This window comes from Paenibacillus sp. fava2 (assembly GCF_058313675.1).
The window spans coordinates 4619284-4645014 of sequence record NZ_CM177755.1 but is presented as its reverse complement, the minus strand read 5'-3'; the positions used below and the strand labels follow the sequence as shown (position 1 = coordinate 4645014).

32 protein-coding genes and 1 riboswitch are annotated in these 25731 nt (G+C 51.0%); of the genes, 23 read left to right on the top strand and 9 right to left on the bottom strand.

Annotated features, from left to right (window positions below; genetic code table 11):
• The first annotated feature begins 165 nt into the window (after positions 1-165).
• From AC4G46_RS20375 to AC4G46_RS20360, 4 genes are all read left to right on the top strand, one after another.
• Positions 166-921: an ABC transporter ATP-binding protein gene (locus AC4G46_RS20375; RefSeq protein ID WP_042177875.1), complete on the top strand. Its 756-nt coding sequence runs from the start codon at positions 166-168 to the stop codon at positions 919-921.
• Entirely contained in the window at positions 918-2858 is a 1941-nt protein-coding gene (locus AC4G46_RS20370) for an FtsX-like permease family protein (protein WP_491124316.1), read from the top strand. Before AC4G46_RS20375 ends, AC4G46_RS20370 begins: the two co-directional genes overlap by 4 nt.
• Positions 2859-3016: 158 nt before the next feature.
• Positions 3017-3628 (top strand): histidine phosphatase family protein, encoded by a 612-nt coding sequence (locus AC4G46_RS20365; protein WP_491124315.1) that lies wholly within the window; start codon positions 3017-3019, stop codon positions 3626-3628.
• A gap of 27 nt (positions 3629-3655) precedes the next feature.
• Positions 3656-4543, top strand: a complete 888-nt coding sequence (locus AC4G46_RS20360) for an alpha/beta fold hydrolase (RefSeq protein WP_491124314.1) — start codon at positions 3656-3658, stop codon at positions 4541-4543.
• On the opposite strand, the gene AC4G46_RS20355 is transcribed toward AC4G46_RS20360, so the two are convergent.
• Positions 4535-5353, bottom strand: coding sequence for an alpha/beta fold hydrolase (locus AC4G46_RS20355; protein WP_491124313.1), 819 nt, complete (start codon positions 5351-5353; stop codon positions 4535-4537). The genes AC4G46_RS20360 and AC4G46_RS20355 overlap by 9 nt on opposite strands.
• Positions 5354-5445: 92 nt before the next feature.
• Between AC4G46_RS20355 and AC4G46_RS20350 the strand changes: the two genes are divergently transcribed.
• From AC4G46_RS20350 to AC4G46_RS20335, 4 genes are all read left to right on the top strand, one after another.
• Entirely contained in the window at positions 5446-6135 is a 690-nt protein-coding gene (locus tag AC4G46_RS20350; RefSeq protein WP_491124312.1) for an HAD family hydrolase, read from the top strand.
• A gap of 213 nt (positions 6136-6348) precedes the next feature.
• A complete protein-coding gene (locus AC4G46_RS20345) occupies positions 6349-6486 on the top strand; it encodes a hypothetical protein (RefSeq protein ID WP_491124311.1) in 138 nt (45 codons plus the stop codon).
• Positions 6487-6616: 130 nt separating this feature from the next.
• Positions 6617-6796, top strand: a riboswitch (cyclic di-AMP (ydaO/yuaA leader).
• Positions 6797-6830: 34 nt separating this feature from the next.
• Positions 6831-7487: an NfeD family membrane protein gene (locus AC4G46_RS20340; RefSeq protein WP_491128938.1), complete on the top strand. Its 657-nt coding sequence runs from the start codon at positions 6831-6833 to the stop codon at positions 7485-7487.
• Positions 7488-7496: 9 nt separating this feature from the next.
• Complete coding sequence (locus AC4G46_RS20335) at positions 7497-8936, top strand: flotillin family protein (RefSeq protein ID WP_491124310.1); 1440 nt, start codon at positions 7497-7499, stop codon at positions 8934-8936.
• Between the two features lie 93 nt (positions 8937-9029).
• On the opposite strand, the gene AC4G46_RS20330 is transcribed toward AC4G46_RS20335, so the two are convergent.
• The gene (locus AC4G46_RS20330) at positions 9030-9317 is read right to left on the bottom strand and encodes a DUF2087 domain-containing protein (protein WP_491124309.1); all 288 of its coding nucleotides are present in this window, start codon (positions 9315-9317) and stop codon (positions 9030-9032) included.
• Positions 9318-9554: 237 nt separating this feature from the next.
• Here AC4G46_RS20330 and AC4G46_RS20325 point away from each other — a divergent pair, with 237 nt between their 5' ends.
• Together AC4G46_RS20325 and AC4G46_RS20320 are read left to right on the top strand one after the other, a co-directional pair.
• A complete protein-coding gene (locus tag AC4G46_RS20325) occupies positions 9555-10112 on the top strand; it encodes a hypothetical protein (protein WP_491124308.1) in 558 nt (185 codons plus the stop codon).
• 93 nt (positions 10113-10205) lie between these two features.
• Entirely contained in the window at positions 10206-11087 is an 882-nt protein-coding gene (locus tag AC4G46_RS20320) for an AraC family transcriptional regulator (protein WP_491124307.1), read from the top strand.
• A gap of 51 nt (positions 11088-11138) precedes the next feature.
• Here the strand turns inward: AC4G46_RS20320 and AC4G46_RS20315 are convergent, their stop codons facing one another.
• The 3 genes from AC4G46_RS20315 to AC4G46_RS20305 form a co-directional block, all read right to left on the bottom strand.
• Complete coding sequence (locus AC4G46_RS20315; RefSeq protein WP_491124306.1) at positions 11139-11921, bottom strand: helix-turn-helix transcriptional regulator; 783 nt, start codon at positions 11919-11921, stop codon at positions 11139-11141.
• Between the two features lie 18 nt (positions 11922-11939).
• Complete coding sequence (locus AC4G46_RS20310) at positions 11940-12521, bottom strand: LysE family translocator (protein ID WP_491124305.1); 582 nt, start codon at positions 12519-12521, stop codon at positions 11940-11942.
• A 96-nt stretch (positions 12522-12617) separates the two neighbouring features.
• Positions 12618-13190: a TetR/AcrR family transcriptional regulator gene (locus AC4G46_RS20305; RefSeq protein ID WP_491124304.1), complete on the bottom strand. Its 573-nt coding sequence runs from the start codon at positions 13188-13190 to the stop codon at positions 12618-12620.
• A gap of 171 nt (positions 13191-13361) precedes the next feature.
• Between AC4G46_RS20305 and AC4G46_RS20300 the strand changes: the two genes are divergently transcribed.
• Both AC4G46_RS20300 and AC4G46_RS20295 read left to right on the top strand, forming a co-directional pair.
• Entirely contained in the window at positions 13362-14282 is a 921-nt protein-coding gene (locus tag AC4G46_RS20300) for a ketopantoate reductase family protein (RefSeq protein ID WP_491124303.1), read from the top strand.
• Between the two features lie 95 nt (positions 14283-14377).
• Entirely contained in the window at positions 14378-14923 is a 546-nt protein-coding gene (locus AC4G46_RS20295; protein WP_491124302.1) for a GNAT family N-acetyltransferase, read from the top strand.
• A gap of 16 nt (positions 14924-14939) precedes the next feature.
• Here AC4G46_RS20295 and AC4G46_RS20290 read toward each other — a convergent pair whose 3' ends face one another.
• Both AC4G46_RS20290 and AC4G46_RS20285 read right to left on the bottom strand, forming a co-directional pair.
• Positions 14940-15773 carry a DUF6544 family protein gene (locus AC4G46_RS20290; protein WP_491124301.1) on the bottom strand — a complete coding sequence of 278 codons (834 nt, stop codon included), beginning with the start codon at positions 15771-15773 and terminating at the stop codon, positions 14940-14942.
• Between the two features lie 7 nt (positions 15774-15780).
• A complete protein-coding gene (locus tag AC4G46_RS20285) occupies positions 15781-16245 on the bottom strand; it encodes a MarR family winged helix-turn-helix transcriptional regulator (RefSeq protein ID WP_491124300.1) in 465 nt (154 codons plus the stop codon).
• 243 nt (positions 16246-16488) lie between these two features.
• Here AC4G46_RS20285 and AC4G46_RS20280 point away from each other — a divergent pair, with 243 nt between their 5' ends.
• From AC4G46_RS20280 to AC4G46_RS20270, 3 genes are all read left to right on the top strand, one after another.
• On the top strand, positions 16489-17526 hold the full coding sequence (locus AC4G46_RS20280; protein ID WP_491124299.1) for an ATP-binding cassette domain-containing protein: 1038 nt from the start codon (positions 16489-16491) through the stop codon (positions 17524-17526).
• Positions 17510-18322, top strand: a complete 813-nt coding sequence (locus AC4G46_RS20275; RefSeq protein WP_491124298.1) for an ABC transporter permease — start codon at positions 17510-17512, stop codon at positions 18320-18322. Before AC4G46_RS20280 ends, AC4G46_RS20275 begins: the two co-directional genes overlap by 17 nt.
• 108 nt (positions 18323-18430) lie before the next feature.
• A complete protein-coding gene (locus AC4G46_RS20270) occupies positions 18431-19342 on the top strand; it encodes a haloalkane dehalogenase (protein ID WP_491124297.1) in 912 nt (303 codons plus the stop codon).
• Here the strand turns inward: AC4G46_RS20270 and AC4G46_RS20265 are convergent.
• Complete coding sequence (locus tag AC4G46_RS20265; protein ID WP_491124296.1) at positions 19337-20083, bottom strand: hypothetical protein; 747 nt, start codon at positions 20081-20083, stop codon at positions 19337-19339. The genes AC4G46_RS20270 and AC4G46_RS20265 overlap by 6 nt on opposite strands.
• A gap of 400 nt (positions 20084-20483) precedes the next feature.
• On the opposite strand from AC4G46_RS20265, the gene AC4G46_RS20260 reads away from it, so the two are divergent.
• Together AC4G46_RS20260 and AC4G46_RS20255 are read left to right on the top strand one after the other, a co-directional pair.
• Positions 20484-20963, top strand: a complete 480-nt coding sequence (locus tag AC4G46_RS20260) for a DUF6530 family protein (protein ID WP_491124295.1) — start codon at positions 20484-20486, stop codon at positions 20961-20963.
• Between the two features lie 39 nt (positions 20964-21002).
• Positions 21003-21362: a GIY-YIG nuclease family protein gene (locus AC4G46_RS20255; RefSeq protein WP_491124294.1), complete on the top strand. Its 360-nt coding sequence runs from the start codon at positions 21003-21005 to the stop codon at positions 21360-21362.
• 51 nt (positions 21363-21413) lie between these two features.
• On the opposite strand, the gene AC4G46_RS20250 is transcribed toward AC4G46_RS20255, so the two are convergent.
• Positions 21414-22307: a PhzF family phenazine biosynthesis protein gene (locus AC4G46_RS20250; RefSeq protein WP_491124293.1), complete on the bottom strand. Its 894-nt coding sequence runs from the start codon at positions 22305-22307 to the stop codon at positions 21414-21416.
• Between the two features lie 169 nt (positions 22308-22476).
• Between AC4G46_RS20250 and AC4G46_RS20245 the strand changes: the two genes are divergently transcribed.
• From AC4G46_RS20245 to AC4G46_RS20220, 6 genes are all read left to right on the top strand, one after another.
• Positions 22477-22746: a hypothetical protein gene (locus AC4G46_RS20245; RefSeq protein ID WP_491124292.1), complete on the top strand. Its 270-nt coding sequence runs from the start codon at positions 22477-22479 to the stop codon at positions 22744-22746.
• A complete protein-coding gene (locus AC4G46_RS20240; RefSeq protein ID WP_491124291.1) occupies positions 22743-23417 on the top strand; it encodes a hypothetical protein in 675 nt (224 codons plus the stop codon). Before AC4G46_RS20245 ends, AC4G46_RS20240 begins: the two co-directional genes overlap by 4 nt.
• Before the next feature lie 44 nt (positions 23418-23461).
• Positions 23462-24181, top strand: a complete 720-nt coding sequence (locus AC4G46_RS20235; RefSeq protein ID WP_491124290.1) for an AAA family ATPase — start codon at positions 23462-23464, stop codon at positions 24179-24181.
• Positions 24182-24286: 105 nt separating this feature from the next.
• A complete protein-coding gene (locus AC4G46_RS20230) occupies positions 24287-24535 on the top strand; it encodes a hypothetical protein (protein ID WP_277469481.1) in 249 nt (82 codons plus the stop codon).
• Positions 24536-24646: 111 nt separating this feature from the next.
• Complete coding sequence (locus tag AC4G46_RS20225) at positions 24647-25018, top strand: iron chaperone (RefSeq protein WP_491124289.1); 372 nt, start codon at positions 24647-24649, stop codon at positions 25016-25018.
• Between the two features lie 119 nt (positions 25019-25137).
• On the top strand, positions 25138-25686 hold the full coding sequence (locus tag AC4G46_RS20220; protein ID WP_491124288.1) for a GNAT family N-acetyltransferase: 549 nt from the start codon (positions 25138-25140) through the stop codon (positions 25684-25686).
• Positions 25687-25731 lie beyond the last annotated feature (45 nt).

The window sequence follows — 25731 nt, the reverse complement described above, 5'->3', positions numbered from 1 at the left end:
ATCCCGAATATAACATATCAGGCGCGAATTGTATGTTAATTCCATTTCATTGATAACGGGCGTGTGACAATAATGTCACATGCCCGTTCATATTGTTAGGTGAAACGCAGGAACATAAGCCCCGGTCCCGGTATGATTGAGGTACAGAAAAGGAGTGGTTGCGAAGTGGTCATTTTACAAGCCAATAAAATTTACAAAACCTACGGAAATAAATTTAACAAGCAGGAAGTGCTGAAGGGGATCGACCTGCAGGTGGACAAAGGCGAGTTCGTCGGCATTATGGGCGCGTCCGGATCAGGCAAAACCACCCTGCTGAATGTGCTGTCCTCCATCGACCGGGTCAGCCAGGGGACAATTGAAATTGAGGGCAAGGAATTTACCGGAATGAAGGAGAAGCAGCTGGCGGAGTTCCGCAAGCATCATCTGGGGTTTATCTTTCAGGAGTATAACCTGCTTGATACTTTGACCGTCAAGGAAAATGTGCTGCTGCCGCTCTCGATTACCGGAATCTCCAAGAAGGAGGCGCATCAGCGGTTTGCGCAGGTAGCGGGGGAGCTTGGGATTGCCGAGCTGCAAAATAAATATCCGGCGGAAATTTCCGGCGGGCAGAAGCAGCGGACCTCGGCAGCGCGGGCGTTCGTGCATGAGCCGAGTATTATTTTTGCCGATGAGCCGACCGGGGCACTGGATTCCAAGTCCGCCTCTGACCTGCTGAACAAGCTGTCGGACATGAACCGGGGACGCCAGGCGACCATTGTGATGGTTACGCATGATCCGGTGGCAGCGAGCTATTGCAGCCGGGTAGTATTTATCCGTGACGGGCAGATTTACACCCAGCTGAACAAGGGGGATGAACCGCGGCAGTCCTTCTTCAATGATATTATCAAAACCCAGGGCGTATTGGGCGGTGTCCAGTCATGAACCTGAATTATATTGTGTACCGCAATCTCAAAAAGAACATCAAAAACTATTACCTGTACGTCTTCGCGTTAATTTTCAGTGTGGCGCTGTATTTCTCCTTCGTTACCCTGCAGTTCGATCCTTCCATGGACGAGGTTGCCGGTTCGGTAAAAGGCGGGGCAGCCATCGGAACCTCTTCGATCCTGCTGGTTGCCATCGTCGCGATCTTCCTGTTGTATGCGAATACGATCTTTATCAAACGGCGCAGCAAAGAGATCGGATTATTTCAGCTGATCGGGCTCACTAAAGGTAAAATCTTCAGATTGCTGAGCGCCGAGAACCTGATGCTCTATTTCGGGTCAATGGTTGCCGGGATTGCCGCCGGATTTGCGATGTCGCGCCTGATTCTAATGATCCTGTTCAAAATCCTGGAGATCGACGCGATGGCCGAGCTGCGGTTCTCATCTGAGGCGCTGGTGCGGACGATCATCGTTTTTGCAGCAATTTATGTGCTGATCATGCTGATGAACTATACGTTTATCAAAGGGCAAAGCATTCTGTCCCTGTTCAAAGTTAATGCAACCACGCAGACTCGTATCCGCAAAATGCCGCTGTGGGAGATTGTTCTAGGGCTGCTTGGTTTAGCTTTTGTCGGAGCAGGCTATTACATTTCAACCCAGCTGTTCAGTGGCAAATATACAGACATTTCTGAGCTGATGACGGCGATGATCACGATCCTTGCCCTGGTCATTATCGGGACGTATCTGTTCTATAAAGGGTCAGTCAGCTTCCTGTTCAATGCTATCCGCAAGAGCAGGCAAGGCTACCTGTCGATCAATGAGGTGCTCTCGCTATCCTCGATTATGTTCCGGATGAAATCGAATGCGCTGCTGCTGACGATTATTACTACCGTTTCGGCGCTGGCTATCGGACTGCTGTCCCTCAGCTATATCTCTTATTATTCGGCGGAGGCAACGGCCAAGGAGAGCTCGCCGGATGATTTCGGGTTTGCCCGCGTGGAGGCGAAGGAGAAGTTTGTCCAGGCGCTGGATGCGCAGAACATTAAATACAAAGAAATTCACATGAAACCTATAATGATGGAAGTGGATGCCAGCGGAATCATGGATAAGTCTGCGTTTAAATCACCTGATGACCGTCTTCTTTCAACCGCTGTTCTCAGCGAAAAGGATTTGGAAGGCATCGATCTGCAGCCGGAAGAAACGACGATTGTCGGTTATCGCGGCGCACTTCAGCAGTTCATGTCGCTCAGCGAAACAGGCGAAGTGAAATTCGATACGATAAACGGACCAGTCAGCCTGCAGGTTAACGGCAGCTCTCCAGATGCTGTTCTACCCTATTACTATGGCGGGGGCGGCGCTATTTTTGTGGTGGATGAGAGCATATACGAGGAATTTGTTAAAGCACAGAATCCAAAGGTGCAGAGAGGAGAAGGGAAAAGAGAATATTACGGGATCGAGCTGGCTGACCGTTCGCAGCGGGCTGAAGCCTACGAGATTTTCATGGAGCAAAAACCGGAATACCCGAGCTTTTCCCAATATGATTACGAGCTGAACCAGCGGAGCAATATGGGCCTGATCATGTTCATTGTCGGCTTTCTCGGCCTGACCTTCCTGATTACCTCGGGCTGTATTCTATACTTCAAGCAGATGGATGAAGGTGAGGAGGAAAAGGGCGGGTATACCATTCTGCGCAAGCTGGGCTTTACCCAGGGCGATCTGCTGCGCGGCATCCAGTTCAAGCAGCTGTTCAACTTCGGCATCCCGCTCGTAATCGGCCTCAGCCACAGCTATTTTGCAGTCAAATCCGGCTGGTTCTTCTTCGGTACAGAAATGCTGACGCCGATGATTCTGGTGATGGTGCTGTATACGGTGCTGTATTCAATCTTTGGCTTCCTGTCCGTGCTGTATTACAAGCGTGTGATCAAAGATTCACTGTAACCGGTTCTGATGAAAAGAGGCAGTTCAGCCCGCTTCCTGCGGATGCTGAGCTGTCTTTTTGTGCTGCGTATAGCAGAAATATCGTTGACAGTTTCCTGGATATTACATATCTTTACTGGGGCGGAGTTGAAATGATCTAATAAATTGGAGGTAGGCCCATGACCATATTTCTGGTTAGACACGGCAAAGATGATGAAGGCTACCGGGGAGGCTGGAGTCAAAGGGGGTTGAATACTGAAGGTTACAGACAATCAGAACAGCTGGGGTTATTCCTGAGAGAACATGATCATCTCTATCCAATCCACCGGATTGTCAGCAGTGACCTGAGCAGGGCATTAGATACAGCCGGCGAAATTGCAGCAAAGCTCAGTCTTACCGTGAAGTCAAGCAGTGACTGGAGAGAAGTCAACAATGGTGTTATTGCCGGGATGCCGAACGAGATCGTAAATGAACGGTTTCCCGGGCTTACCTTCGGCAGTCTCAGGATGGATGAGCCTTATCCGGGTGGAGAGAGTCCAATTGCCTTTTTTACGAGGATCAGTGAGACCTTCGGGAAGTTATGCCGGGAGCAGAATGAGCGGCAGCATTCAGAAAATGTACTTATTGTAACGCATGGCGGAGTGATCAATGTGATCTATCATCTGATACGGGGACTAAAATGGTCTAATCAGCCAAAGGATTTTCCGTCAGCCTACACCAGCGTACACAATATCAGCCACAGCGGCGGTAAATGGGAGATACAGCCAGTGTATCAGGGCAGTCATACATAACAAAGAAGGCATACAGGGGGAATTAAAATGGTTGAGGAAATTATTCAGCTGGGCCAAATCCGGTTAAACGTGATGCATTCTATAAAAGAGGGCAGGGAGACCGTGTTATTCCTCCATTTCAGCGGAGGCAATCTGCATATGTGGAACGGCATTCTCCCGCAGTTTGCAGAGCGGTACAGCATCATCGCGCCGGACTTCCGCGGGCATGGCAAATCGGATAAGCCGCAGACCGGCTATCATATTGATGATATGGCACAGGATCTTTATCTGCTGCTCCGGGAGCTGCAGGTGGAGCGTTGCCATGTTGTCGGCAGCTCGATGGGGGCAGAGATCGCCCTGAGTCTGGCTGCCGCGCATCCGGAGCTGGTCCAGTCGCTGATTCTCGAAGGGGGGCTCTGCAATGAGTTCGGTGAATACGGCTTGTTTAACGGAACAGCAGAGGAGATTGAGCAGAAGAAGAAGATTATGGAGGCTGAGCTGGCAGAACGGCAGGAACGTGTGTTTACGAGCAAGGCGGAATATGTCGCCGAGGAACGCGCTGAACTGGAACAAGAGGGCCTGTGGAATGAGCATTTCCAGCCGTTCTATGAGAACAGTCTGCAGCAGCTGGAAGACGGTAGATTTACCTACTGCTACCTGAACCATGTGCGTACAGAGTATATTCAAAAATTCTGGGATTCAAAGTTTGAGGAGTATTACCGCCAGGTTCATTGCCCGGTGCTGTTTCTGCCGAGTGAAGCGGAGTGGGCGAATGAGCAGGTCCGCAGCAGCCTGAATCACTTTGCCGGTCTGCTGAAGCAGGCTGAGATAGAGAGAATTTCTGATTCGATTCATGCCTATGTCTGGCTGCTGCAGCCGGCAGAAGCGGGACAAATGGTACTGCAGTTCATCAGCAGGCATTCTGTATCAGGTTAAAGGGACAGGTACCGCTGCTGGAATAGTGGTGGCCGGACAGAAACCGGGATTCGATTGGCACAGCTGCCCGGCATACGCCGGGTCTAGCTTGGCAAGCTCGGCGAAGTAGCTGCTGATGATATGATTCAGGCCGACCGCTCCAAGCTGGAAGGTGAGCGTGACAAGCTCGGGAACATGGCTGTAATAGAATCTTTTATCGCGTTTTGGCAGCTTGTAGACTGTGGGCGGGACAAAGGTTACAGCGTCAAAAGTATTAGCGATGCGGTAGCTGGTACGGATATAGGAGTTGAACGCTTTTTTGAAGGCAGGGTCCCCGACTCTCGGTGAACCATAGGTGTACAGTGCAGGTGATGTGAAGGCGGTATTGGCAGCTGCATCAACCGCACACAAGGTGGCAAGTGCTGCACCGAGACTGTGGCCGGTGACGGTTAAGGGTTTGCCGGATGGCAGGGTGGAGAGAGCGGATATCAGCTCGTTTCTGGCGGTGGCGTAGATATCAGTAAATCCCCGGTGGGTCATGCAGTCCTGCTTAATATATTTGAAGCTGCGCTGCGAGGCGATCAGATCGGATATCCAGTCGGCTTGCTGGCTGGTGCCGCGGAAGGCAATAATAATCTCATCCGGAGATTCGAGAATAAAGCCGAACCGTTCGCGCCCGCTGCCGAAGGATTTGGCGTAGATGGTATGTCTCAGCGTATAATTCTGCGGTATCACAAATAAGCCGTCCGGATTATTAAATTGCACATACGTCTGACTGCATATAGCTGCCAGGAAAATCGCCCGCTGCTCAAACCCGCTATTGTTCTTCACCCGCATCCCGCCCTTCTTATTACCACTATGTATGACGGGATGGGCGGATTGGTGCTTGGAGGTACCTTGTAATTGAAAGAAGGGGGCAGACCATGAAAGCCGTTGGTTTCGATCTTGGTGACACATTGATTTATTATGAAAATGTACCGCTCAGCTGGAAGAACCTGTACCGGTCAGCGCTGATTGAAATCATGCAGGCCATGCAGGTCCGGTTTATTGAAACACATATCCGGCAGGCTGAGCAGGTGCTGTCCTTATATAATACCCGGATACACCCCAGGGATTTCGAGGTGACCGACCTGGAAGTTTTTGATAAAGTACTTGCAGCATGGGGAATAAGCGGCGGGAAGGCGGAAGAGGCTGCCAGCATATTTTTCAGCTTTTTTCAGCAGCGCTCCAAAGTGTACCCTGATGCGGCAACTGTGCTTAAAGAATTGAAGCAGAGGGGCTTGCCCGTGGGGATTTTAACAGATGTTCCCTATGGGATGAGCATGAAATATGTGGAGCAAGATGTCGAACCCGTCCGGGAATATATCGATGTCATCCTGAGCTCTGCAGAGATCGGGTTCAGAAAGCCACGGACTGAAGGGTTTATACAATTAGCGACAGAGCTGGGAATGGATAAACCGCAAATGCTTTATGTTGGTAACGAGGAGAAAGATATTGTCGGGGCTAATCAGGCTGGCATGGTCTCTGTATTAATGAATAGAGATCAGCAGTTAAAAAACTGGGGACAGCAAATCACAATCCGTTCCCTTACCGAAATATTGAATTATATTTGACGCATGAGCAGATCTGCAGCATATTAAGAACGTTCAGTAAAAATAATGCTTTGCCGTTCGTTCCCGTTATGCTAAACTGTGATCTGATGAGGGAAATCGGGCGGTAAGCCTTTATTTTTTGTATAATCAAGAACGATCATTCCCGTATAAGATATCAATCTCTAATCTGTGGGTCGTATCAGCAATATCTTACAGAAAAAAGGAGTGTTAGAGGTGGGAAAACTGGACGGAAAGGTAGCTTTGATTACAGAAGGAAACAGCGGTATCGGTCTGGCGGCAGCCCGGTTTTATGCAGGAAAATCCGTCCTTACGGAAAAGGGAGCAACAAGAAGCAAATCGCCGGCTGCTTAAGATCGGAGCCAAAGAATGCGCCTTCATTCAATGAGGGATGGCATTCTTTGGCTTCTTTTGCCATTCGTGACATTTTACAATATACAGCCGCAGGCGTAAGATTCAATCAGCAACTGAATCTAATATAACTGTTCTCAAATGGCTGAATTCCGGTTAAGGGAACGGGGGAACCAACGGTGAAAGCAGTATGTTTTGATGCTGCTCACCTGGGGTGAATCCTTGCTGCAGGTTGTTCATCAACCAGGCAGGGTAGGGCTATCTCACTGCCCGAATCCGTCAGCTAACCCCGTAAGCCTCGAAGAGAGAGGATGAGCGCCATGATCATTTAACCGACCACGGAAGCCCTGCCCTTCTGTGGTCTTTTTGCTGCGCATAGAGGCAGAAAAGACGTCCAGATAAGAAATTGTATTCTTATAACAACGATTAAAAGTCATTTTTATTTACTCGCCTGCAAGAAAGGGGGGATTAAAATCATTAGTGTATTTATTGTGTGCTTCTGGGCGGGGCTGGTGCTTATTGTCAGTGGCGGATTTCACGGTCACGGGCTGACGGGCCACTTTCATGCGGGAGCAGGAGGTCACGGCTTTATGCCTCTGCTGCTGCCGCTGACCGTGTCTGTCACAGTCTGGGGCGGCACGGGTTATGTGCTCGTCCGGTTCAGCGGGATGAACCTGCCGTCGGCAGTACTGATCTGTACCGTGATCGCCTTGCTGCCGGGCTGTCTGCTGTATATTGTGCTGATCCGGATGATGACCCGGTATGACAGCAGCATGAATGAATCGGATTATGATTTAGCGGGACAGCTCGGGTACATCAGTATTGCCGCAGAGGATGGAACGGCCGGGGAGATGAAATATGTGCTGCACGGGACTATGCGTTCTATTGGTGTACGGGCCGAGACAGGCCAGCAGCTTGCAAAGGGCGACAGGGTGATTATTTTGAAGGTGGATAAAGGTATGGCGGAGGTAACTCTTTTTGAAAGGGAAGCCGCCCAATTATAAAATCGGGGAGTGTCGGAGCAGATGGTTATTCTCTATTTAACCGCGGGAATTGTGGCAGTGATCCTGCTGGCTGTGTTCAGTATCGTAAACGCATATAAGAAGGTCCCGCCCAACCAGGCGATGATTGTGTACGGTCTCGGCGGCAAAAGAGTGGTGCAAGGCGGAGGGACGTTCGTCATTCCCGGCTTTCAGAATAATAAGACCATCTCCATGATGCTGATGAGCTTTGATGTCATTCCGGCACAGGCGATGTTCTCCCGGCAGGGCATCAAGCTTAATCTGGAGGCCGTGGCCCAGATCAAGATCAAAAGCGACCCCACCGCCATTCTGACTGCCAGCGAGCAGTTTATAGACCGGCCGGAAGAAGACCGTGAGACGATAATTCTGCATTCGGTGGAAGGCCATCTGCGCGGACTGATCGGTCAGCTGAGTGTAGAGTCCATTCTCAAGACACCGGACGAAATCAACAGCAAGATGCGGGAAACCTGCTCGGAGGATCTTGATAAAATGGGGCTTGAGGTGGTCAGCTTCACCATTAAGAAAATTACCGATGATAAAGGATATATCGACAATATGGGTGTGCCGGAAATCGAACGCATCCGCCGCGATGCCAGCATTGCCAAAGCGGAAGCAGAGCGCGACATCCAGATCAAGCAGGCCGAAGCCGAGAAGGAATCCTCCATCGCCAAAGCCAATGCGCACCAGGCTACCATTGAAGCTGAAACAGCTGCACGTGCCAAAGAATCCCTGTTTGAAAAGGAGCTGAACATCAAGCAGGCGGATTTCAAGCTGGAAACCGAAGTGAAAAAAGCACAGGCGGATCTCGCCTACGAATTGCAGCAGAACAAAATCAGGCAGTCACTCGTTACAGAACAGGTCAAGATTACGCAAATGGAAGCAGAAGCCAACCGAACCGTCCGTGAAATTGAGGTTGGACTGAGACAGAAGGAGCTGGAGGCAACCGTGATCAAGCCTGCCGAGGCTGAGAACCAGGCTGTCATTATGAGAGCGGAAGCAGCCAAGCAGCGGCAGATTCTTGAAGCGGAGGCTGAGGCCGCCATGACGACCAAACGCGGGCTGGCAACGGCAGAAGCGGAGCTGGCAAAGGGGAAGGCGAATGCGGAAATCGTACAGCTCTCCGGAGCAGCGGAGGCAGGGGCGCTCGAGAAAAAAGCCGAGGCGTATAAGCAGTTCACACAAGCTGCGCTTACGGTGGAATTCTTGAAGGTTCTGCCTGAGCTGGCTGAACGAATCGCTTCTCCGCTGGCCAAGGTGGATAAGATTACAGTCATTTCCCAGGACGGTGCTTCAGCCGGCGTGAACAAAATTACCGGCGATATTGCCAAAATGATGGCCCAGGTTCCTGAATTGACCCGCACCCTAACCGGCATGGACGTGACCGAGGCGCTCAGCGGACTGCTCGGCCGCAATCGCGAATCAGAACAGTGATCTATGAACCAGCCCCATGCAGCACCGTAAAGGATGCGCTGTGCGGGGCTGGTTTGTCTTGCCGGAAAGCGGAGCAGAGTGACAAGCCCAAGCCTAATCCGTCCGGGCCTGGTCTGCCGGCAGCGGGATCTTCCAGTACCTGCTCCCGTCGCCGGTTCTCCCCAGCAGCCGGTTTTCCACCAGCTCTCTTCTCAGGAAGCAGTGATCGTTGAAGGTGTGATTGTTCTTTATGATCTCGTTGACCTCAGCTTCTGTATACTCCACATTCTCCAAAAAATTCGTGCTCAGATACTCCACGACGATTGTCTGATTGGCGCGTTTGGCCGGCCAGCTGCGCAGCTTCCGGTCACTGTCCAGGAAATTATCCAGTTTACTTCTCATTATTGGTTTCCTCCATATCTCAATATTCGAACATAATCTAATTATATGTATATCTAATTAGAATGCAACTGAAAGTTGTCCCTAAGGGTACGGCGAGCAATTGTTTATTAATCTTCGCTATTTACCGCTGCGCTGCAGTAATTCCTATGGGATAATATTTCTAAATGATCAGTTATAATGCTTGGGAACATAACGGGATCAGGATCAGTTGAACAAGCCGTGGAGGATGAGAGCGTAATGCCAAGTAAAAGTAAGACAATACTTATAACCGTTTCTTTGCTGCTTACACTTACCGGATGTTTTATCAGCGGAACAGATGAAGATGTCCAGGCCAACAGCCAGGAAGCCGCTGCTGCAGTCGCGGACCTTCCTGCCTATGATTTGTCTTCTCTTGTTATTGAGCTGCCCTCCGGGTGGGAGCTTGATAAAGGGGACAAGCTAAATTACCTGATGATAAATGAGCGGGGAGAGGCTGCTGGAAGAATCTCTTCAAGTCCCTATGAGGCTAACTATGAATTTAAGCATGCGCTGCCTAATCACAGCTCTGTAATTAACGATGAAACGATTCAGCTTTCAGCCGGAGACTGCCGGTTAATTACTCTTGATGCCGATAACGGCACAGCTGCGTCCGGCATAACCGGAACGCATAATACATATTACGGAGTTGTTTCGATACAGGATAAAGTGATCTATATTCTCGATTTTACGAATCTGGATAAGGATCCGCAGAGCAAGCAGCAGTTCATAGATATTCTGAACACCATTTCCCTGGGAGAACCTGCTGCGGTTCAATGACGGGAGCAGTGAACCCGTCAATCCTGTGCACGAACTGTCGGAGCGCACCGGAAGCTTTTTGTTACTCTTGAGTCAGGGAAAGGAGGCTGGCGCATGAATCTGCTGGAGGATATGAACAAAGCGTTAAGCTATATTGAGGAGCAGCTGGCGGGCGAAATCAATTACAGGGAAGCTGCGAGGCTGGCCATGTGCTCGGAGTATCATTTTAAACGGATGTTCTCCTTTTTGGCAGGGCTTCCGCTCTCTGAATATGTGCGCCGCAGACGGCTTACATTAGCCGCATTTGAACTGCAGCACAGCCCGCTCCGCATCATTGATATTGCCGTAACCTACGGGTACAGCTCGCCGGATGCATTCACCAAGGCGTTTCAGCTGTTTCACGGTGTTACCCCTTCAGAAGCCAGATTAAATGGACAGCCGCTGAAGGCCTTTCCCCGGATGACGTTCCAATTAACGGTCAGAGGAGGAAACGAAATGAATTACCGGATTGAAGAAAAGGAAGCGTTCCGTATAGCAGGTCTGCACAAAAGGGTGCCGATTGTGTTCGAAGGGGTGAACCCGGAGATTGCTGCCATGTGGCAGAGCCTGAATATGGAGCTGATCAGCGGGCTCAAGGCACTCTCCAACATGAAGCCTCAGGGAATGATCAGTGCCTCGGTTAACTTTTCAGAAGGTCGGATGGAGGAGAAAGGGGAGCTGGACCACTATATCGGAGTAGCTACAACGCTGGAATGCCCGGATACCTTCGCACAGCTGGAGGTAGCTGCAGGAACGTGGGCAGTCTTTGAAGCGGTGGGCCCGTTTCCCGAGACGCTGCAGAATGTTTGGGGCAGAATCTACTCGGAATGGTTCCCGTCCTCTCATTATGAGCTGGTGGAAGGGCCGGAAATCCTGTGGAATGAAAGTAAGGATACGGCTTCTCCAGCGTACCGGAGCGAAATATGGATTCCGGTTAAAAAGAAAAACCAAGTGTAACAGACAGAAGCTCCTGCGGGTAACCAGTGTTCCCGGGAGCTTCTGTCTGTTTTAGCTAAGCTGAGACATATATTCATAGGCTGTGATGCCGAACATGCTTTTGAAATGGCGGTTCAGGTGGGTCAGATCGTAGAAGCCGTAGTCTGCTACTGCCGCGTAAATATCTTTGGTGCGTTCGATGGAGCGCCTGGCATGTTCGACTTTGCAATTCAGAAAAAACTGATAGGGGGAGATACCGGCATGCTGCTTGAATCCGCGGATGAACTGGAACTTCGACATGCCGTACGCAAGGCACAGCTCATCCAGCTTGAGCACATCGCCAAGGCTGCCCAGCATCATTTCTTTTGCCCGGCCGATAAACCGGTTATCTGTTCCAGATCTGCTTGAGGCTGTATCGGCAGCTGTCCGGGCAAGGCGCTCAATGAGGGAGAGCAGCAGCTCAGCGGATAAAGCATCCCCCCGGTCGGACTGGACCGCACCGGAAAGAGCGCAAATCTGCCGGGACAGCCCGCGGTCATACACAATCGGTGTATCAAAGCGCAGCTCCCTGCCGCCCAGCACCTCAGATACGAGCTCCGGCCGGAGATAGAGCATGATATAGTCAATCCCGTCCCGGTCATAGGAGCTGCCGTCATGATACTGCTCACGGTTAAACAGCATGACACCACCCTGGTGTGAGGACTGGAAGCTGCCGCCGAGCTGATACTGCTGGATGCCGCGCAGGGTAACACCGATTGCATATTCCTCGTGGCAGTGTTTTTTGTACGTAAAGTCACTCATGCTTGCGGATAAGGCCAGAACATCCTGTGATTTTTTGTAAATAAACTGCTCCACAGCTTCCGCCTCCCTTCGTTAAAATATCCCCGAAACCATTACAGCAGAGTATATCATAAACAGCGCCATTACCGTGTTCGCCGTCCGCCGGTGAGCCTGCAGAAAGGCTCTGAACACCGTTCCGAATACGAGCCAGGCCATAAAAGCCAAAAATCCGATTCCGGTTATAACAATGACAAAGACGGTCAAAGGAAGAGCTGAACTATAATAGGGCAGCACATAGCCTGGGATTACAGTAAGCGTGAACAGGATCACCTTAGGGTTGATAAACTGCATCAGCAGGCCGGAGGCAAAGCTGGATGTATAGTGCTTCCGTGCTTCCGCTGTGTTCATCCGGTAAATCTGAACGGCCAGATATAGCATATACAGGCTCCCAATGACCTGCATTACGCTGAGAACACCGGGCAGCACGCCGGCAAGCATCCGGTTCAGCAGGGCGGAAGCGGCAAGCAGCAGGCCGAAGGCCAGTGTTGCGCCCCATACATACTTCATGGCCTGCTTCAGGCTGTTGTGCTGGACAGTGGAGAGGATGACAATATTGGTCGGTCCCGGAGTAAAGGTGACAACGACACAGTATACAAGAAAAGCGGTAAGATTCATGAGGACCTCCTGATGTGTAGTCAACAGTCAACATGAATCGTACAACGGAACACGGGGCGGTCTATAGTACATTATTGCAGCTTGCGGGCTTCATCCTCAGACAAGCTGTTTGCCGGGCAGCATCTGATTCTGCTCCAGCATCGCCCACAGCTGCCCGGTAATGTCTTCGGCAGAATAGGACACGGGGTTCGTGAACCACCATTCGATCACTCCAACAGTCGCGGAAGCCATAAATTGAATCCGTACCTCCTGATCCACTCCGGCGGGGAATTGCTCCTCCGCAAATTGCTGCCTGATACCCAGACAGATCATCTCAAGCAGGCGGCTGCGCAGGGCGGGCACCCCCTTGCTTGTCAGCAGGGTGGTGTAGAACGCGGTATGCTTCTCCAGCATAGTGAATACACGCAGCAGGGAGTCTTTTGTCGGATATGCAGGTTCATTAAGCCCTTCCAGAGGCATACAGCTTGCAATAAGCTGATCCAGATGAGTCTCAATGCATAACTCCAGCAGGTGGTATTTGTCTGTGTAATGGGCATAGACCGTTCCGCGGTTGACGTCTGCACGTTCCGCAATTTCATTGATCGTTATCTTCTCGAATTCTTTTTCCGCCATCAGGCTGATCAGGGCCTCCATGATGGATTCCTGGCTTTTCCGGACTCGTCTGTCCATGCGCGAATGCTCCTTTGATTCTGCTTATTTAAAAAGTTATCGGACATTTACGTTCGTTCTGTCGGGTAACCGACAATTACGCCGAATTTAACAATTGTATAGAAGGATAAGCTGAATTATATTGGACAAATGATTGAAAAACAACATTTGTTCGAAAAAGAGGAGATTACGATGAAAACATTGGTTTATGGTGCAGGGGTGCTCGGCAGCTATCTGGCGCATGTGCTGATCCAAGGCGGAAATGATGTAACCATATTGGCGAGAGGCAGCCGGGCGGAGGAGCTGAAGCGGGACGGACTGGTTATCCGCCACTATTTTCAGCTTAAGACGACCACTGACCCGGTGAAGGTAATCAGCACGCTTCTGCCTGAGGAGCATTATGATCTGATTTTTGTCGTGATGAAATGCAATGACTTTCCGGCTGTTCTGCCGGTGCTTGCAGCGAATGCCAGCAGCAATATTGTCCTGGTGGGCAATAATCCGGAGGCGCATGATACGCAGAGAATCCTGGATGAGCTTAGCGGAAATAAGAAAAATATAGCGTTCGGATTTCAGCTGAGCGGCGGACGGCGGGAGAAGGACCGCATGATCTCCGTCCGCGCAGGCGGGCAGATGGTGCTTGGGGCGCTGAACGGACAGGTTCCGTTTCAGGACGTGCTGACCAAGACCTTTGAACATACCAAATATAAACTGAGCTTCCTTGAGGATATTGATACGTGGCTAAAAAGTCATATCATCACGATTCTGCCGATGAATTTCGCTACATTTGCGGTTAAGGGTGACTTCAAAAAGCTAGCGCGGAACAAAAAGCTGCTGCAGCAGATCATCACGGCGATGGATGAAGGCTTCAGTGTGCTTGAGACACTGGGATATACGGTAGTCCCTGCAGGCCAGGTAAAGGCTGTCCGTTCCTACCGCAGGCTTATGTATCTGTTCCTCAAGCTGTATCACAGCCTTCCGGTCGCCCGGATGATCGATGGCTCGGTGCATGAGCTTACGGCGCTTAACAGTGCTTTTGAGCGGCTTAAGCAGCAGGCGGGGATGGCAACTCCGGTCTGGGATGAGCTTGTAGCTCAGAACGGCCAAAGTTAAGGCTGGCTGAACCTAGAATCCGGCGACAATCCGGGAGAATTTGTGTACACTAGGCTTAAGCACATGCTTAATCTGCATCTGAGGTGTCGAAAAGAATGGATAATGAGCTGACCATAAGCAAGCTAACCGCCGGGGACAGGGGAGCGGCTGCACGGATTTTTGAGATTTCGATTACGGATGCCTTTGAACAGGAAGGGCTAGGGGATCTGCGGGAGGATATGGCCCAGGAGATCGACGGTAAAAATCATCTGGTCCAGGCTGCGCTTACCCGTGCCAATCCGGACACTTTTCTGCTGCTGGCCAGGCTGAACGGTGAAGCAGCAGGTACGATATCCTTCGGGCCCTGCGGTGAAGAAGTCCGGATTTGCACCGGCGGCCGGCTGAACGATGTAGGTGAGCTGGGCAGCTTATATGTACTTCCGCAGTTGCAGAACCGGGGAATCGGCTCAGCGCTGATCCGCAGCATGGCAGAATGGCTGGACGGACAGGGTGTAGAGCAGTTCTGTCTGGACAGTGGCTATAAGCGCGCTCAGCAGAGATGGCTGAAGAAGTTCGGCGAGCCTTATGTAACCGCCCAGGACTACTGGGGGCCCGGCAATCCGCATATGGTGTGGCTGTGCAAGGTGAAGGATTACGTGTAGACTGCCGGGGGTATGCCTAGCGGTACTCTAAGTGCAAATTATCGCTGTCAAAATAGACAAGATCACCCTCATCATAATGCCATACGGCTCTAAGCCGGTTGGGCTGGCGGATGCCGCCAATAACGCTGTAGTCTTCCATATACGCGCTCCAGCGCACCTGTTGCCTGGAGCCGTCCATTCCGACAGCGGTACGGTCATTTGTAGTAAAGGACTGGCATTCGCCATTCTCCCGGAAGCTGAAGATACCACTGGCCGTGCTGCCGTAACGGGAAATCGTCGCTTCGGCGTGCAGATCATCAATCGGCCTCCAGGTGACATAGCGTTGGAGCGCAGCGCTAGGCAGCAGCAAAGCTTCTGAGAGAAAGGTGACCAGACAGGCCTGATCCATTTCAGCCCCCTGCTGATCGAACAGGGGAATCAGCTTGCCCAGGACCCCCTTCATGGCTCCCTTACCATCCACATAAGAATCCAGTCCCTGAAAGGGAATGCCGTACAGTGCAGTGTCGATAAAAGCAATTCTGTCCGTCTGCCGGACAAAGTTGTACTGGGTGTAATCGATAGTAATTGGAGATTTGCCGGGACCCAGGCTAAACTTAACATTGCGGAATTCAGCTTGCATTAGGGACATCTTCGGGTAGCCGGTAAAGCCTGCCGTTTCAAAATACCTCCGTACCGGAGGCGGGAGCGGCGTCCAATCCTCTTCGGTGAAAGCAGTATTTGAAGCCGATTCAACTGATAGCAGGCTGGTGGACAGCTTCTGAAATCGGGCTTTGGCTCCTGAGTAGGGAATCCGCCAGAAGATAAGGACAGCAGCCGCAAAACAGATTATAGTAACAGTCAGCACAATCATGAACGATCTACTCCTTTTCATCAGCCGGAGAACCGGCTTCCATCCGGATGACATTCCGGCTCAGCCCGGCTAATCCGCTGAACAGCCCGCCCGTCAATTCCCCGTCGAAACCATTGAATAATTCTGACATGAACTTCTCCTCTTTCGTGCTTCTTCCCGCAAAATAAACCATACATTTCTCAGTCAGCCGCACACGGATAATCCTTGCATCCTGTACATCCTTGGCAAGCTCCACCAAGCCTTGCTTCTCCAGTATTAGCGCCATCTTCTTGACATTCTGCCTGGAGCTTCCGGTCATCGCCGCGAGATCGGTCAAGGCAGGGGCAGCAGTGCCGCTTTTCAAAATAACAGCGATCAGCAGCCACTGCTTCGTCGTCATTTGCGCATCGAGCTTATCGCCCAGTGCCTGAATCCGGTTGGCAAGCATGAGTAAAGCCCCCAGAATGTATGCTTGTTGTTCATTCTCATTCAATCAGATCATCCCCCTTCTCCAATAGGTAACTGGTTACCTATTTAGTATATTCAACAATCCCCGTGGTGTCACTACATCCGGAGGCGGAGATATAAATGGTTTTGGAGACCGTTAAGCAGGGCCGGAGGGCCGGAGTATAATGAGACAGCAGTGAACGTTCTGAAAGGATACGTACACGTTTACATTCAGTTTAAATAAGGGATTTAAGATCCTTATATATTAGCAGTGCAGGAGGAGAGGCAAATGAATCAGCAAGGAAATAAGGGCCGGCAGCAGGGTGAGTTAGCGATTGAAGCGCAGGGGTTAGTCAAAATATTTGGAGACAACCGCGCGGTGGATGGCGTGGATCTGAAAGTGCCTACCGGCAGCATCTACGGGGTGCTTGGGCCAAACGGCGCGGGTAAGACAACCGCGATCCGTATGCTGGCTACGCTGCTCAGACCGGACGGCGGCTCAGCCAGGATCTTCGGACATGATGTTGTGAAGGAGCCGCAGATCGTGCGGCAGCTGATCGGAGTTACCGGACAGTATGCCTCAGTGGACGAATCGCTCAGCGCCACCGAGAATCTGGTGATTTTCTCGCGTCTGCTTGGACTCGGGCGTGCCGAAGCCAAACGCAAGGCAGCAGACCTGCTGGATGAATTCGGGCTGAGTGAAGCAGCCAGGCGGCCGCTGAAGAATTTCTCCGGCGGGATGCGCCGGCGCCTGGATCTGGCGGCAAGCCTGATCGCGCAGCCGCCGCTGATTTTTCTGGATGAGCCGACCACCGGGCTTGATCCGCGGACTCGCAACCAGATGTGGGATACGATCCGCCGTCTGGTAGGTTCAGGGTCCACCGTCCTGCTGACCACACAGTATCTGGAGGAAGCGGATCAGCTGGCTGACCGGATTGCCGTAATCGATCATGGTAGGGTCGTTGCCGAAGGCACCGTCGATAATCTGAAATCCTCGATCGGCAGCTCGTCGCTGCATCTCAGAGTCCAGAATCCGCAGCAGATCCAGCTGGCCCGGCAGACGGTGGAGCGTGTACTCCGCGTACAGACTGCCATTTCAGCGGAAGCGGCAACCATTACAGCTCCGATGGGCAATGCGGATGCCGTGACCGATCTGCTCATTGCTCTTCGTGAAGCAGGGGTTCCTTTGTCGGAGATGAGCGTGCAGAAGCCAACCCTTGACGAAGTGTTCTTGTCACTGACCGGCCGCGGGGCAGCGGATCATGCAGCACAGGCGGCAAATAAAACAGCTAAAACGGAGGGGCAGCAATATGAGTACATTCATTAAACCGGGCGCAGAACGCCAATTAAAAAATCGTTCCAGCCTCGGCCAGTCGGTCCGCAACTCCCTGACTATGGCTTACCGGGGGCTGCTCAAAATCAAGCGCACACCTGAGCAGCTGTTCGATGTTACGCTGCAGCCGATTATTTTCACTCTGATGTTCACCTATATCTTCGGCGGGGCGATCTCGGGGGATGTGGTCAGCTATCTGCCGGTCATTATCCCGGGGATCCTGGTGCAGACGGTGATTACCACCTCGATCGTAACCGGCGTGCAGCTGCGTGAGGATATGGAAAAAGGGGTGTTCGACCGTTTCAAGTCACTGCCGATCTCCCGTATCGCTCCGCTTGCCGGTGCGCTCCTGGCTGATACTGTCCGCTATACGATTGCTACTGTACTGACCTTTACAATGGGGTACCTGATGGGCTACCGCCCGGAAGGCGGCCTGGGCTCTGTAGTTCTTGCGGCATTACTGGTCATCGGCTGCTCCTGGGCGATCAGCTGGATTTTTGCCTTCTTCGGTGTTATTGCACGCACGGCTTCCAGTGTACAGGGTATTTCGATGATTGTACTGTTCCCGCTGACCTTCATGTCTAACGCTTTTGTACCTGCAGACACCATGCCTGACTGGCTGCAGTGGTTTGTCAAAATCAATCCGATCTCCCATCTCGTCACCGCTGTCCGTAATTTGACCAATGCAGGCACTGCAGGGTCCGACCTCGTATATTCGCTGGTTGGCGCCGCAGTTATTGTGGCGGTCTTTGCACCGATCACCGTCCGCGCTTATATGCGCCGTACGTAAATAGATGATCTTGCAGGCAATCCTCCCTGAGTGGAGGGTTGCCTTTTTTGCTATACTAAGTGCAATTGATGTACAAAACCTGTTTACGGAAAAGGAGCTGTCTATGCTATGGATATGAATCAGCCTGAATCTCTTCCGGTGTACACGGATTTTCCATACACTCCCCGTTATCTTGCGGTGAACGGGCTGCGCCTGCACTATGTGGATGAGGGCGGGGGGCCGCCTGTGCTTTTGCTGCATGGCAATCCCACCTGGAGTTATATGTACCGCAATATCATTCCGTATCTGACGCCATATGTGCGCTGTATTGCGGTTGATCTGCCGGGGATGGGCAAATCGGACAAGCTGGAGCACGGCTGTACGCTGGCGGAGCATGCAGAATATATCAGCTCGTTCATTGAACAGCTGGGTCTGATCAATCCGGTGCTGGTCGGCCATGACTGGGGGATGGCGGTGGGGCTGGAATATGCGGCAGCTAATCCCGGTAATGTGCGGGCAGTGGCGATGCTGGAGCCGCAGGCTTTATATCCGACGCCATCCTGGGAGGAATTTACGCCGGCTGAGTCGGCGGAGCTGTTCCAGCTGCTGCGTGATCCCGGGCAGGGCTGGCCGTTTATGCGTGACAACAGCGTATTTGTCGAGGGTATGCCAAACATCATCTTTAACCGGAAGCTGAGTGCTGAGGAACATGAATATTACCGGGAGCCATTCCGCAACCCGGAGGCGCGGCGGCCGATGTGGGTATTTCCGGGCCAGATTCCGGTTGCCGGGCAACCGCAGGAGGTTGTGCAGGCGGTTGAGAGCCGTAACCGCTGGTTCACCGGCTCTGATGTGCCTAAGCTGCTCTTTTTTGCCGAGCCGGGCTGCACAATCCGCGAACCTCAGTTGAACTGGTGCAGGGAGCATCTGAGTAATCTAACCCTGTGCTCAATAGGGAACGGTTTCCACCATCTGACGGAAGAAAATCCGCAGCTGATCGGTCTGCAATTGCAGCGCTGGATCAACGCTCTGCCGCTATAGCCCGCCCGAAATGAAGGGCAAAAATGCCTTTGATTTCGGCGGATGAGGCGAAATGAGCAAAATGAAGGGCAAAAATGCCTTTGATTTCGGCGGATGAGGCGAAATGAGCAAAATGAAGGGCAAAAATGCCTCTGATTTCGGCGGATGAGGCAAATGAAGCGAAATGAAGGGCAAAAATGCCTCTGATTTCGGCGGATGAGGCAAATGAAGCGAAATGAAGGGTAAAAATGCCTTTGATTTCGGCGGATGAGGATAAATGAGCGAAATGAAGGGCAAAAATGCCTTTGATTTCGGCGGATGAGGCGAAATGAGCAAAATGAAGGGCAAAAATGCCTCTGATTTCGGCGGATGAGACAAAATGAGCAAAATGAAGAGCAAAAATGCCTTTGATTTCGGCGAATGAGGCGAAATGAGCGAAATGAAGGGCAAAAATGCCTCTGATTTCGGCGGATGAGGCGAAATGAGCGAAATGAAGAGCAAAAATGCCTTTGATTTCGGCGAATGAGGCGAAATGAGCGAAATGAAGGGCAAAAATGCCTTTGATTTCGGCGGATGAGGCGAAATGAGCGAAATGAAGGGCAAAAATGCCTCTGATTTCGGCGGATGAGACAAAATGAGCGAAATGAAGGGCAAAAATGCCTTTGATTTCGGCGAATGAGGCGAAATGAGCGAAATGAAGAGCAAAAATGCCTTTGATTTCGGCGAATGAGGCGAAATGAGCAAAATGAAGGGCAGCTTCAACTAAGGAATGTTCTACAGACTTTTGCCTGTGGACGTTCCTTTTTTTGCATATTGATTGACAGATGCTGGATTGGAGGGTATCATGAAACTGAATTTAGTGATTTAGTAAATTAGTAATTTAGTAAATTACTAAATAATCATTAAGTCTCTTCCAATAAATTACTATACTCTAAGTTCCAAAGTTCCAAAGTTCCAAAGTTCCAAAGTTCCAAAGTTCCTAAGCACCAGGCTACCAAGCTACTAAATCATTTAGGACTAAGTCACTAAGCTAATAAGTACCAAGCCACTAATTACTAAATCACTAATTACTATGCAACAAACGACAAAATCACTAAGTCACTGAATCAATAAACCATCGAATCAGAGATCATTGAATTCAATTTGAATGGAGCGTGCCAATATGAAAATACCTACAACCCTCAAGCATAAACCCGTAATCGTGTCCGAAAATTATGAGCAGGTAGACGGCCGGTATGCCGGTAATACTGACGCCCAGGGCTTGTCCCTGGGTCTGGCCCAGTGGAATGACCGGGGCAAGGTCGATATTTCAGCGAAGGTGTGGAGACATACGGGAGAGAAGTGGTCCAGACAGTCAGAGGAGCTGCCGATGCACCGGGTGCTGGATCTGGCGATCCTGATCTGCAGAAGCAGCCTGTATTTTCAGGATGCTTACCGGCTGCCCGATATGTATGATCCCGAGAACCCGCAGATTGACCGCATCGGACTGCAGGGGGATGCCATGAATGTAGCGGTCTGCACCGACAACCCGATGATCGGCAATGATATCAAGCTGTTTGCCCAGGCACTTGGCGAAGACGGCGAAATGATCGGCGAGCGGCTTAGCGTGCTTTCACGGGTGCTGAAGGAAATGGGCTATTAAGCATAGGCTCAAGGCTAAGCAATGAAAGGGGAAATAGAAGTGGACAAAAGCAAGCGCAAGGAGCTGCAGGAAGAATTCAAACAGATCAAGACCTACATGGGGGCCGTTCAGATCACCAATAAGGTTAACGGCAAAATCTATGTAGACACCTTCTCCAATCTCAAGAACAAATGGTTCACCCTGCAGATGCAGCTGGATATGGGGAGGTTCGCCAATGCAGGCCTGCAGAAGGACTGGAAGGAGCTTGGTGCGGACAGCTTCACCTATGAAGTGCTGGAACAGAAAGAGGCGGAAGAAATTACCGATATCAAATGGGAATGCAAGCAGATGCTGAAGCAATGGCTCGACAAGCTGCAGCCTTATGAGGATAAGGGCTATAACAAACCTTTGCTTAGATAAAAGAAAAACAGCCGCAAGAACTCCTGTACAGGAATCCTTGCGGCTGTTCTTTTAGTCTATGAGCCATTCGCCCCGGGCAACCGGATGCACCTGTCCTCCGACGTTGATGTCATACGAGCTGTCTTTTAATGAGGCCTTGACTTGAATCAGAGAGGGTCTGCCGATCTTGTACCCCTGTTCAACACGGTACTGGAGCTCACTGCTGCCCAGGTAATTATATTTCAGTAAATAGCCCGCCAGGTTCCCGTTTGCACTTCCTGTGGCTGCATCTTCGGGAAATCCGGAATCCTCACAGAACACACGAACATGAAGATCATGATCCGCCTGAACCGTCTCTTTGCAGAAGACAAGGATGTTCGCGCGGAACGCTTTTGCCAAAAAAGCCTCAAAGGCTGCATGGTTAATCCGGCAAGCATTCACAGCCTCCATGGAGCGAAGCGGCACAATAATCGAAGCAAGACCGGTGGATACCTCCTGTACAGGCAAATCCGGCTCAAGCTCTCCGGCGTCAAGGCCCAGTATTCCTGCAATCACAGCCGGGTCAACCGTACGCCCGAATTGCGGCGGCTTCTGCTTCATCCACAGCTCATGCCGGCCTGCAGCAGTAACGGGAATTTGCCCGACGCCAAGATTAAGAGTAATAGTGCTGCCGGTATCCTGTTCAAGTCCCCGTTCAATCTCCTGCTGAATAATACACGCTGTCCCGAGCGTCGGATGCCCTGCAAACGGAACCTCAGTATCCGGTGTAAAAATCCGCACATTATAGCCGCCGTTAACCCGCTCGTCCGACTCGATAAACGTGGTTTCAGCAAAATTAATCTCCCTGGCGATCGTCTGCAGCAGCTCCTGCGGCAGATCAGCGGTATGGCGGAACACAGCCAGCTGATTGCCGGCATACCTCTTTTCACCAAAAACATCTACAATATAATATGGAATCGTATTCACAGAAAAGCCTCCCCGCATGATAAACAATAAGCTTTAGAATAAAGGGTTACTAGTTGTATTGCAAGACACTAGTAAGCAACTATACAGCCGCTGAACTGGCTCTTTTGGCGAAACTTCCAAATTAAGGGGACGTATAAACACAAAAGCGTACTGACAGGAGGACTGTATAGTGGCAAACGGCGCTAAGAGATTTTTTAAACTATTTTCCAAAAATATTAAGGAGCTGCGGGGTCCGGCACCCTATGAGGTGAACGGCCTGCGTGTCATCTGCGTTCATTGCCGGCATGACCGGTTTGACCATGGCTATGCCCAGCTGAACACGGCTTTATTAAGCTTTTTGAATCTGGATTTCGCCAACCGTTCGGCTAATATTCTGATCTGTGACCGCTGCGGGTATGTTCACTGGTTCAATAAAGACATCAGGAAGGTGAGAGTATGATGATTGTAAAATCCTTTGCAGGATTAGGTGCGTGTCTGGCGGCAGGCGGCTTATTGCTCACTGCATGTACAACAGATGCCAAGCCCGCTAAGCTGTCCGCACAGGAAGCGGAGACGATTATCCAAGAGTCAGTGGAACAGAAGGGGAACTCATCTGCAAAAACAGGCCAACTGGCTGAAATTACTCCGGATGATGTATGGGAGGAGACGGGTCATCAGCTGTTCAAGAATAGCGGCAGTCTGGAGACCTATGTGGTCGCGGACGAAAAAGCTGCGGTGCTCGGTATCTGCTTTGGCGGCAGCGGGGTAACGAGTGTTGTACCGTATGATGTGAATGGTGACGGAGCCGGGGATCTTGTGTATGCTTACTCTTACGGATCAGGTATTCACCGTTCCGAGATGTCCTGGATGGATCTGCAGACGATGACGGAGCATCCGGTGCTTAATAAAGCTGAAAAGGCCGGTTTCCGGATGTACGATCTTATTTTGCAGAGTGAAGATGATTCAATCCTGGTGTATCAGGTCAGCACGAACCAGAACCGGGAAGCAGTGACCAAGGCGCTGATGAGCTATCCGGCCAGTAAGGATATTGCGTCCATGAGTCTTATAAAGGATGGCGTGCTCGTTAAGGAGCAGGATGGGCTGTATTATGAAGCAACCGGCGGGGACTGAACGGACAGATTATTTTACTACCAAAAGAGGCTGGAGATGATAACATGTTCCTGCGAAGACTGGAGCTGCTGCTCCAAAATGTCCATGATCCGGGGAGATACCCTTTTTCTATACCGGCACTGAAGCAGCTGCATACCGTTGAATTCAAGACCAATGTTACGTTTCTGGTGGGAGAAAACGGGTCGGGCAAATCCACCCTGCTGGAGGCGATTGCTTATCAGTGCGGCTTCAATACGGCAGGCGGCGGACGGAACAATACCTATGAGGTAGATGCTGCCCATTCCGCGCTTGGCGATCACATCCGGCTGTCCTGGCTGCCGAAGATCACGAACGGATTTTTTCTGCGGGCCGAGACCTTTTACCATTTTGCCTCCCATCTGGATACAATGCCTGAGAGCCTGCGGTATTACGGAGGGCAGTCGCTGCATAAGCAGTCGCATGGTGAGGCATTTTTGTCCCTGTTCAACAACCGTTTTGGCAAAAAAGCCCTCTATCTGCTGGACGAGCCCGAAGCAGCACTCTCACCCGCCCGCCAGCTCTCACTGATGCGTATCATCAAGGATCTGGAGAAGGAAGCGCAGTTTATCATTGCCACCCACTCACCGATTCTGCTTGGCTACCCGGATGCGCAGATTCTCAATTTTGACAGCCAGCCAGCCTCGGAGATCCGGTACGAAGACACATTGCACTACATTATTACAAGACAATTTCTGGAGAACCGCAAAGCGGTGTTGCGGGAGCTGTTCAGTGACGGGGATGATTGAACGGAGAGCTCATTTCCTTTATGGACAGGTTGTATGGAATATCTCCGGACTGGTATAACTATTTATAAAAGAATTAATTGAATGAACATCCCGGGAGGAAGAAGCATGTCCAAAGAATATTCAAGGGTATATATCGAAAGTGTAAAGCAGGAGCTGTTAAGCCGGCTTGGCTTGAAGCAAGTGTATTTTAAAGGGCAGGCTGGCGATGATCTGCTCTATGAGGCAACCGGCTTTGACCGCGGGACATCGCATAAATTCTGTGTCCGGACCAAAAACGGATCGGTCGATGAGGCAGTTGGCGGTAAGTGGATGAAGGTGCGCGGCTTTACGGTCAAGAGCAAGGATTTGAACTGAGCCTTTATTAAAGTCTGCTTTTGACACGGGACGGTTGCTTTGACTAACCCTTCTGTATCCGATATAGTTATATCCAATTAAACTGATTGCTAAAGAGACTGGAGGGCTGATATGGAGGTTTTTGCAGAGTATCTGGAGGGAATTAATAACCCTGAGCACCGCACCCGGACGGAGGAAGTATTGAGCTGGGTCGCGGAGAAGTTCCCTGGTCTGGAGCCCAGGATGGCCTGGAATCAGCCTATGTACACCGATCACGGTACCTTTATAATTGGCTTCAGCGTATCCAAACAGCATTTGGCGGTGGCCCCGGAAATTGCCGGAATCAATCGTTTTTCGGACAAAATCGTACAAGCAGGCTATGATCATACGAAGCAGCTGCTGCGGATCAAATGGGGGAGCCCGGTGGATTATGACTTGCTTGAGGAAATAATTGACTTTAATATTCTGGATAAAGCAGACTGCTCCACCTTCTGGCGGAAATAATGACGATGCCTCAATAATATTGTATCCCGCCGCAATGCTTGTCATTGTGGCCTTTTTATATTTCTGAGAGAATATTACAAAGCCTGTTAATCAGATATTCAAAAGGATGTGAACCGGCCATGCAGATGGAAACGGAACGTTTAGTGATAAGAGAATTCGTGCCTGAAGATCTCCCGGAGGTACATGCGTATGCATCAGATCCGCTGGTAGCCAGATATATGATCTGGGGACCGAACACGGAAGCGGAGACAAGAGATTATATCAGCACGGTGATAGAGCTTCAGAATGAGTCTCCGCGCCGCGGCTATGAATTTGCAGTAGTGCTGCGGGACACCGGTCAGCTGCTGGGCGGCTGCGGCCTTTATCTCACTGAGCACCGGCAGGGGGAAATCGGCTACTGCTTCAACCCGCTATTCTGGAAGCAAGGGTATACGAGCGAGGCTGCAGCAGCGCTGCTTGAGCTTGGCTTCAGTACACTCGGCCTCCACCGGATCTACGCCACCTGCCGGCCGGACAATATCGGTTCAGCCAAAGTGATGCAAAAAATCGGCATGCACTATGAAGGCCATTTGCGGGAGCACAAGTGGCACAAAGGCACATGGCATGACTCCTATCTGTATTCCATACTAGAGCATGAATATAGAAAGATTACAAGCATACAATTTTGATATAAAGGTCAAGTGATAAGCTGATAGAATCGGTAAATGGGGTAA

Excerpts from the sequence above, each read along its gene's own strand:
- AC4G46_RS20370 (WP_491124316.1), top strand. The coding sequence starts at position 918 with ATGAACCTGAATTATATTGTGTACCGCAATCTCAAAAAGAACATCAAA.
- AC4G46_RS20365 (WP_491124315.1), top strand. The coding sequence starts at position 3,017 with ATGACCATATTTCTGGTTAGACACGGCAAAGATGATGAAGGCTACCGG.
- AC4G46_RS20360 (WP_491124314.1), top strand. The coding sequence starts at position 3,656 with ATGGTTGAGGAAATTATTCAGCTGGGCCAAATCCGGTTAAACGTGATG.
- AC4G46_RS20350 (WP_491124312.1), top strand. The coding sequence starts at position 5,446 with ATGAAAGCCGTTGGTTTCGATCTTGGTGACACATTGATTTATTATGAA.
- AC4G46_RS20330 (WP_491124309.1), bottom strand. The coding sequence starts at position 9,317 with ATGAGAAGTAAACTGGATAATTTCCTGGACAGTGACCGGAAGCTGCGC.
- AC4G46_RS20325 (WP_491124308.1), top strand. The coding sequence starts at position 9,555 with ATGCCAAGTAAAAGTAAGACAATACTTATAACCGTTTCTTTGCTGCTT.
- AC4G46_RS20320 (WP_491124307.1), top strand. The coding sequence starts at position 10,206 with ATGAATCTGCTGGAGGATATGAACAAAGCGTTAAGCTATATTGAGGAG.
- AC4G46_RS20310 (WP_491124305.1), bottom strand. The coding sequence starts at position 12,521 with ATGAATCTTACCGCTTTTCTTGTATACTGTGTCGTTGTCACCTTTACT.
- AC4G46_RS20305 (WP_491124304.1), bottom strand. The coding sequence starts at position 13,190 with ATGGACAGACGAGTCCGGAAAAGCCAGGAATCCATCATGGAGGCCCTG.
- AC4G46_RS20300 (WP_491124303.1), top strand. The coding sequence starts at position 13,362 with ATGAAAACATTGGTTTATGGTGCAGGGGTGCTCGGCAGCTATCTGGCG.
- AC4G46_RS20295 (WP_491124302.1), top strand. The coding sequence starts at position 14,378 with ATGGATAATGAGCTGACCATAAGCAAGCTAACCGCCGGGGACAGGGGA.
- AC4G46_RS20290 (WP_491124301.1), bottom strand. The coding sequence starts at position 15,773 with ATGATTGTGCTGACTGTTACTATAATCTGTTTTGCGGCTGCTGTCCTT.
- AC4G46_RS20280 (WP_491124299.1), top strand. The coding sequence starts at position 16,489 with ATGAATCAGCAAGGAAATAAGGGCCGGCAGCAGGGTGAGTTAGCGATT.
- AC4G46_RS20275 (WP_491124298.1), top strand. The coding sequence starts at position 17,510 with ATGAGTACATTCATTAAACCGGGCGCAGAACGCCAATTAAAAAATCGT.
- AC4G46_RS20270 (WP_491124297.1), top strand. The coding sequence starts at position 18,431 with ATGGATATGAATCAGCCTGAATCTCTTCCGGTGTACACGGATTTTCCA.
- AC4G46_RS20260 (WP_491124295.1), top strand. The coding sequence starts at position 20,484 with ATGAAAATACCTACAACCCTCAAGCATAAACCCGTAATCGTGTCCGAA.
- AC4G46_RS20240 (WP_491124291.1), top strand. The coding sequence starts at position 22,743 with ATGATGATTGTAAAATCCTTTGCAGGATTAGGTGCGTGTCTGGCGGCA.
- AC4G46_RS20235 (WP_491124290.1), top strand. The coding sequence starts at position 23,462 with ATGTTCCTGCGAAGACTGGAGCTGCTGCTCCAAAATGTCCATGATCCG.
- AC4G46_RS20230 (WP_277469481.1), top strand. The coding sequence starts at position 24,287 with ATGTCCAAAGAATATTCAAGGGTATATATCGAAAGTGTAAAGCAGGAG.
- AC4G46_RS20225 (WP_491124289.1), top strand. The coding sequence starts at position 24,647 with ATGGAGGTTTTTGCAGAGTATCTGGAGGGAATTAATAACCCTGAGCAC.
- AC4G46_RS20220 (WP_491124288.1), top strand. The coding sequence starts at position 25,138 with ATGCAGATGGAAACGGAACGTTTAGTGATAAGAGAATTCGTGCCTGAA.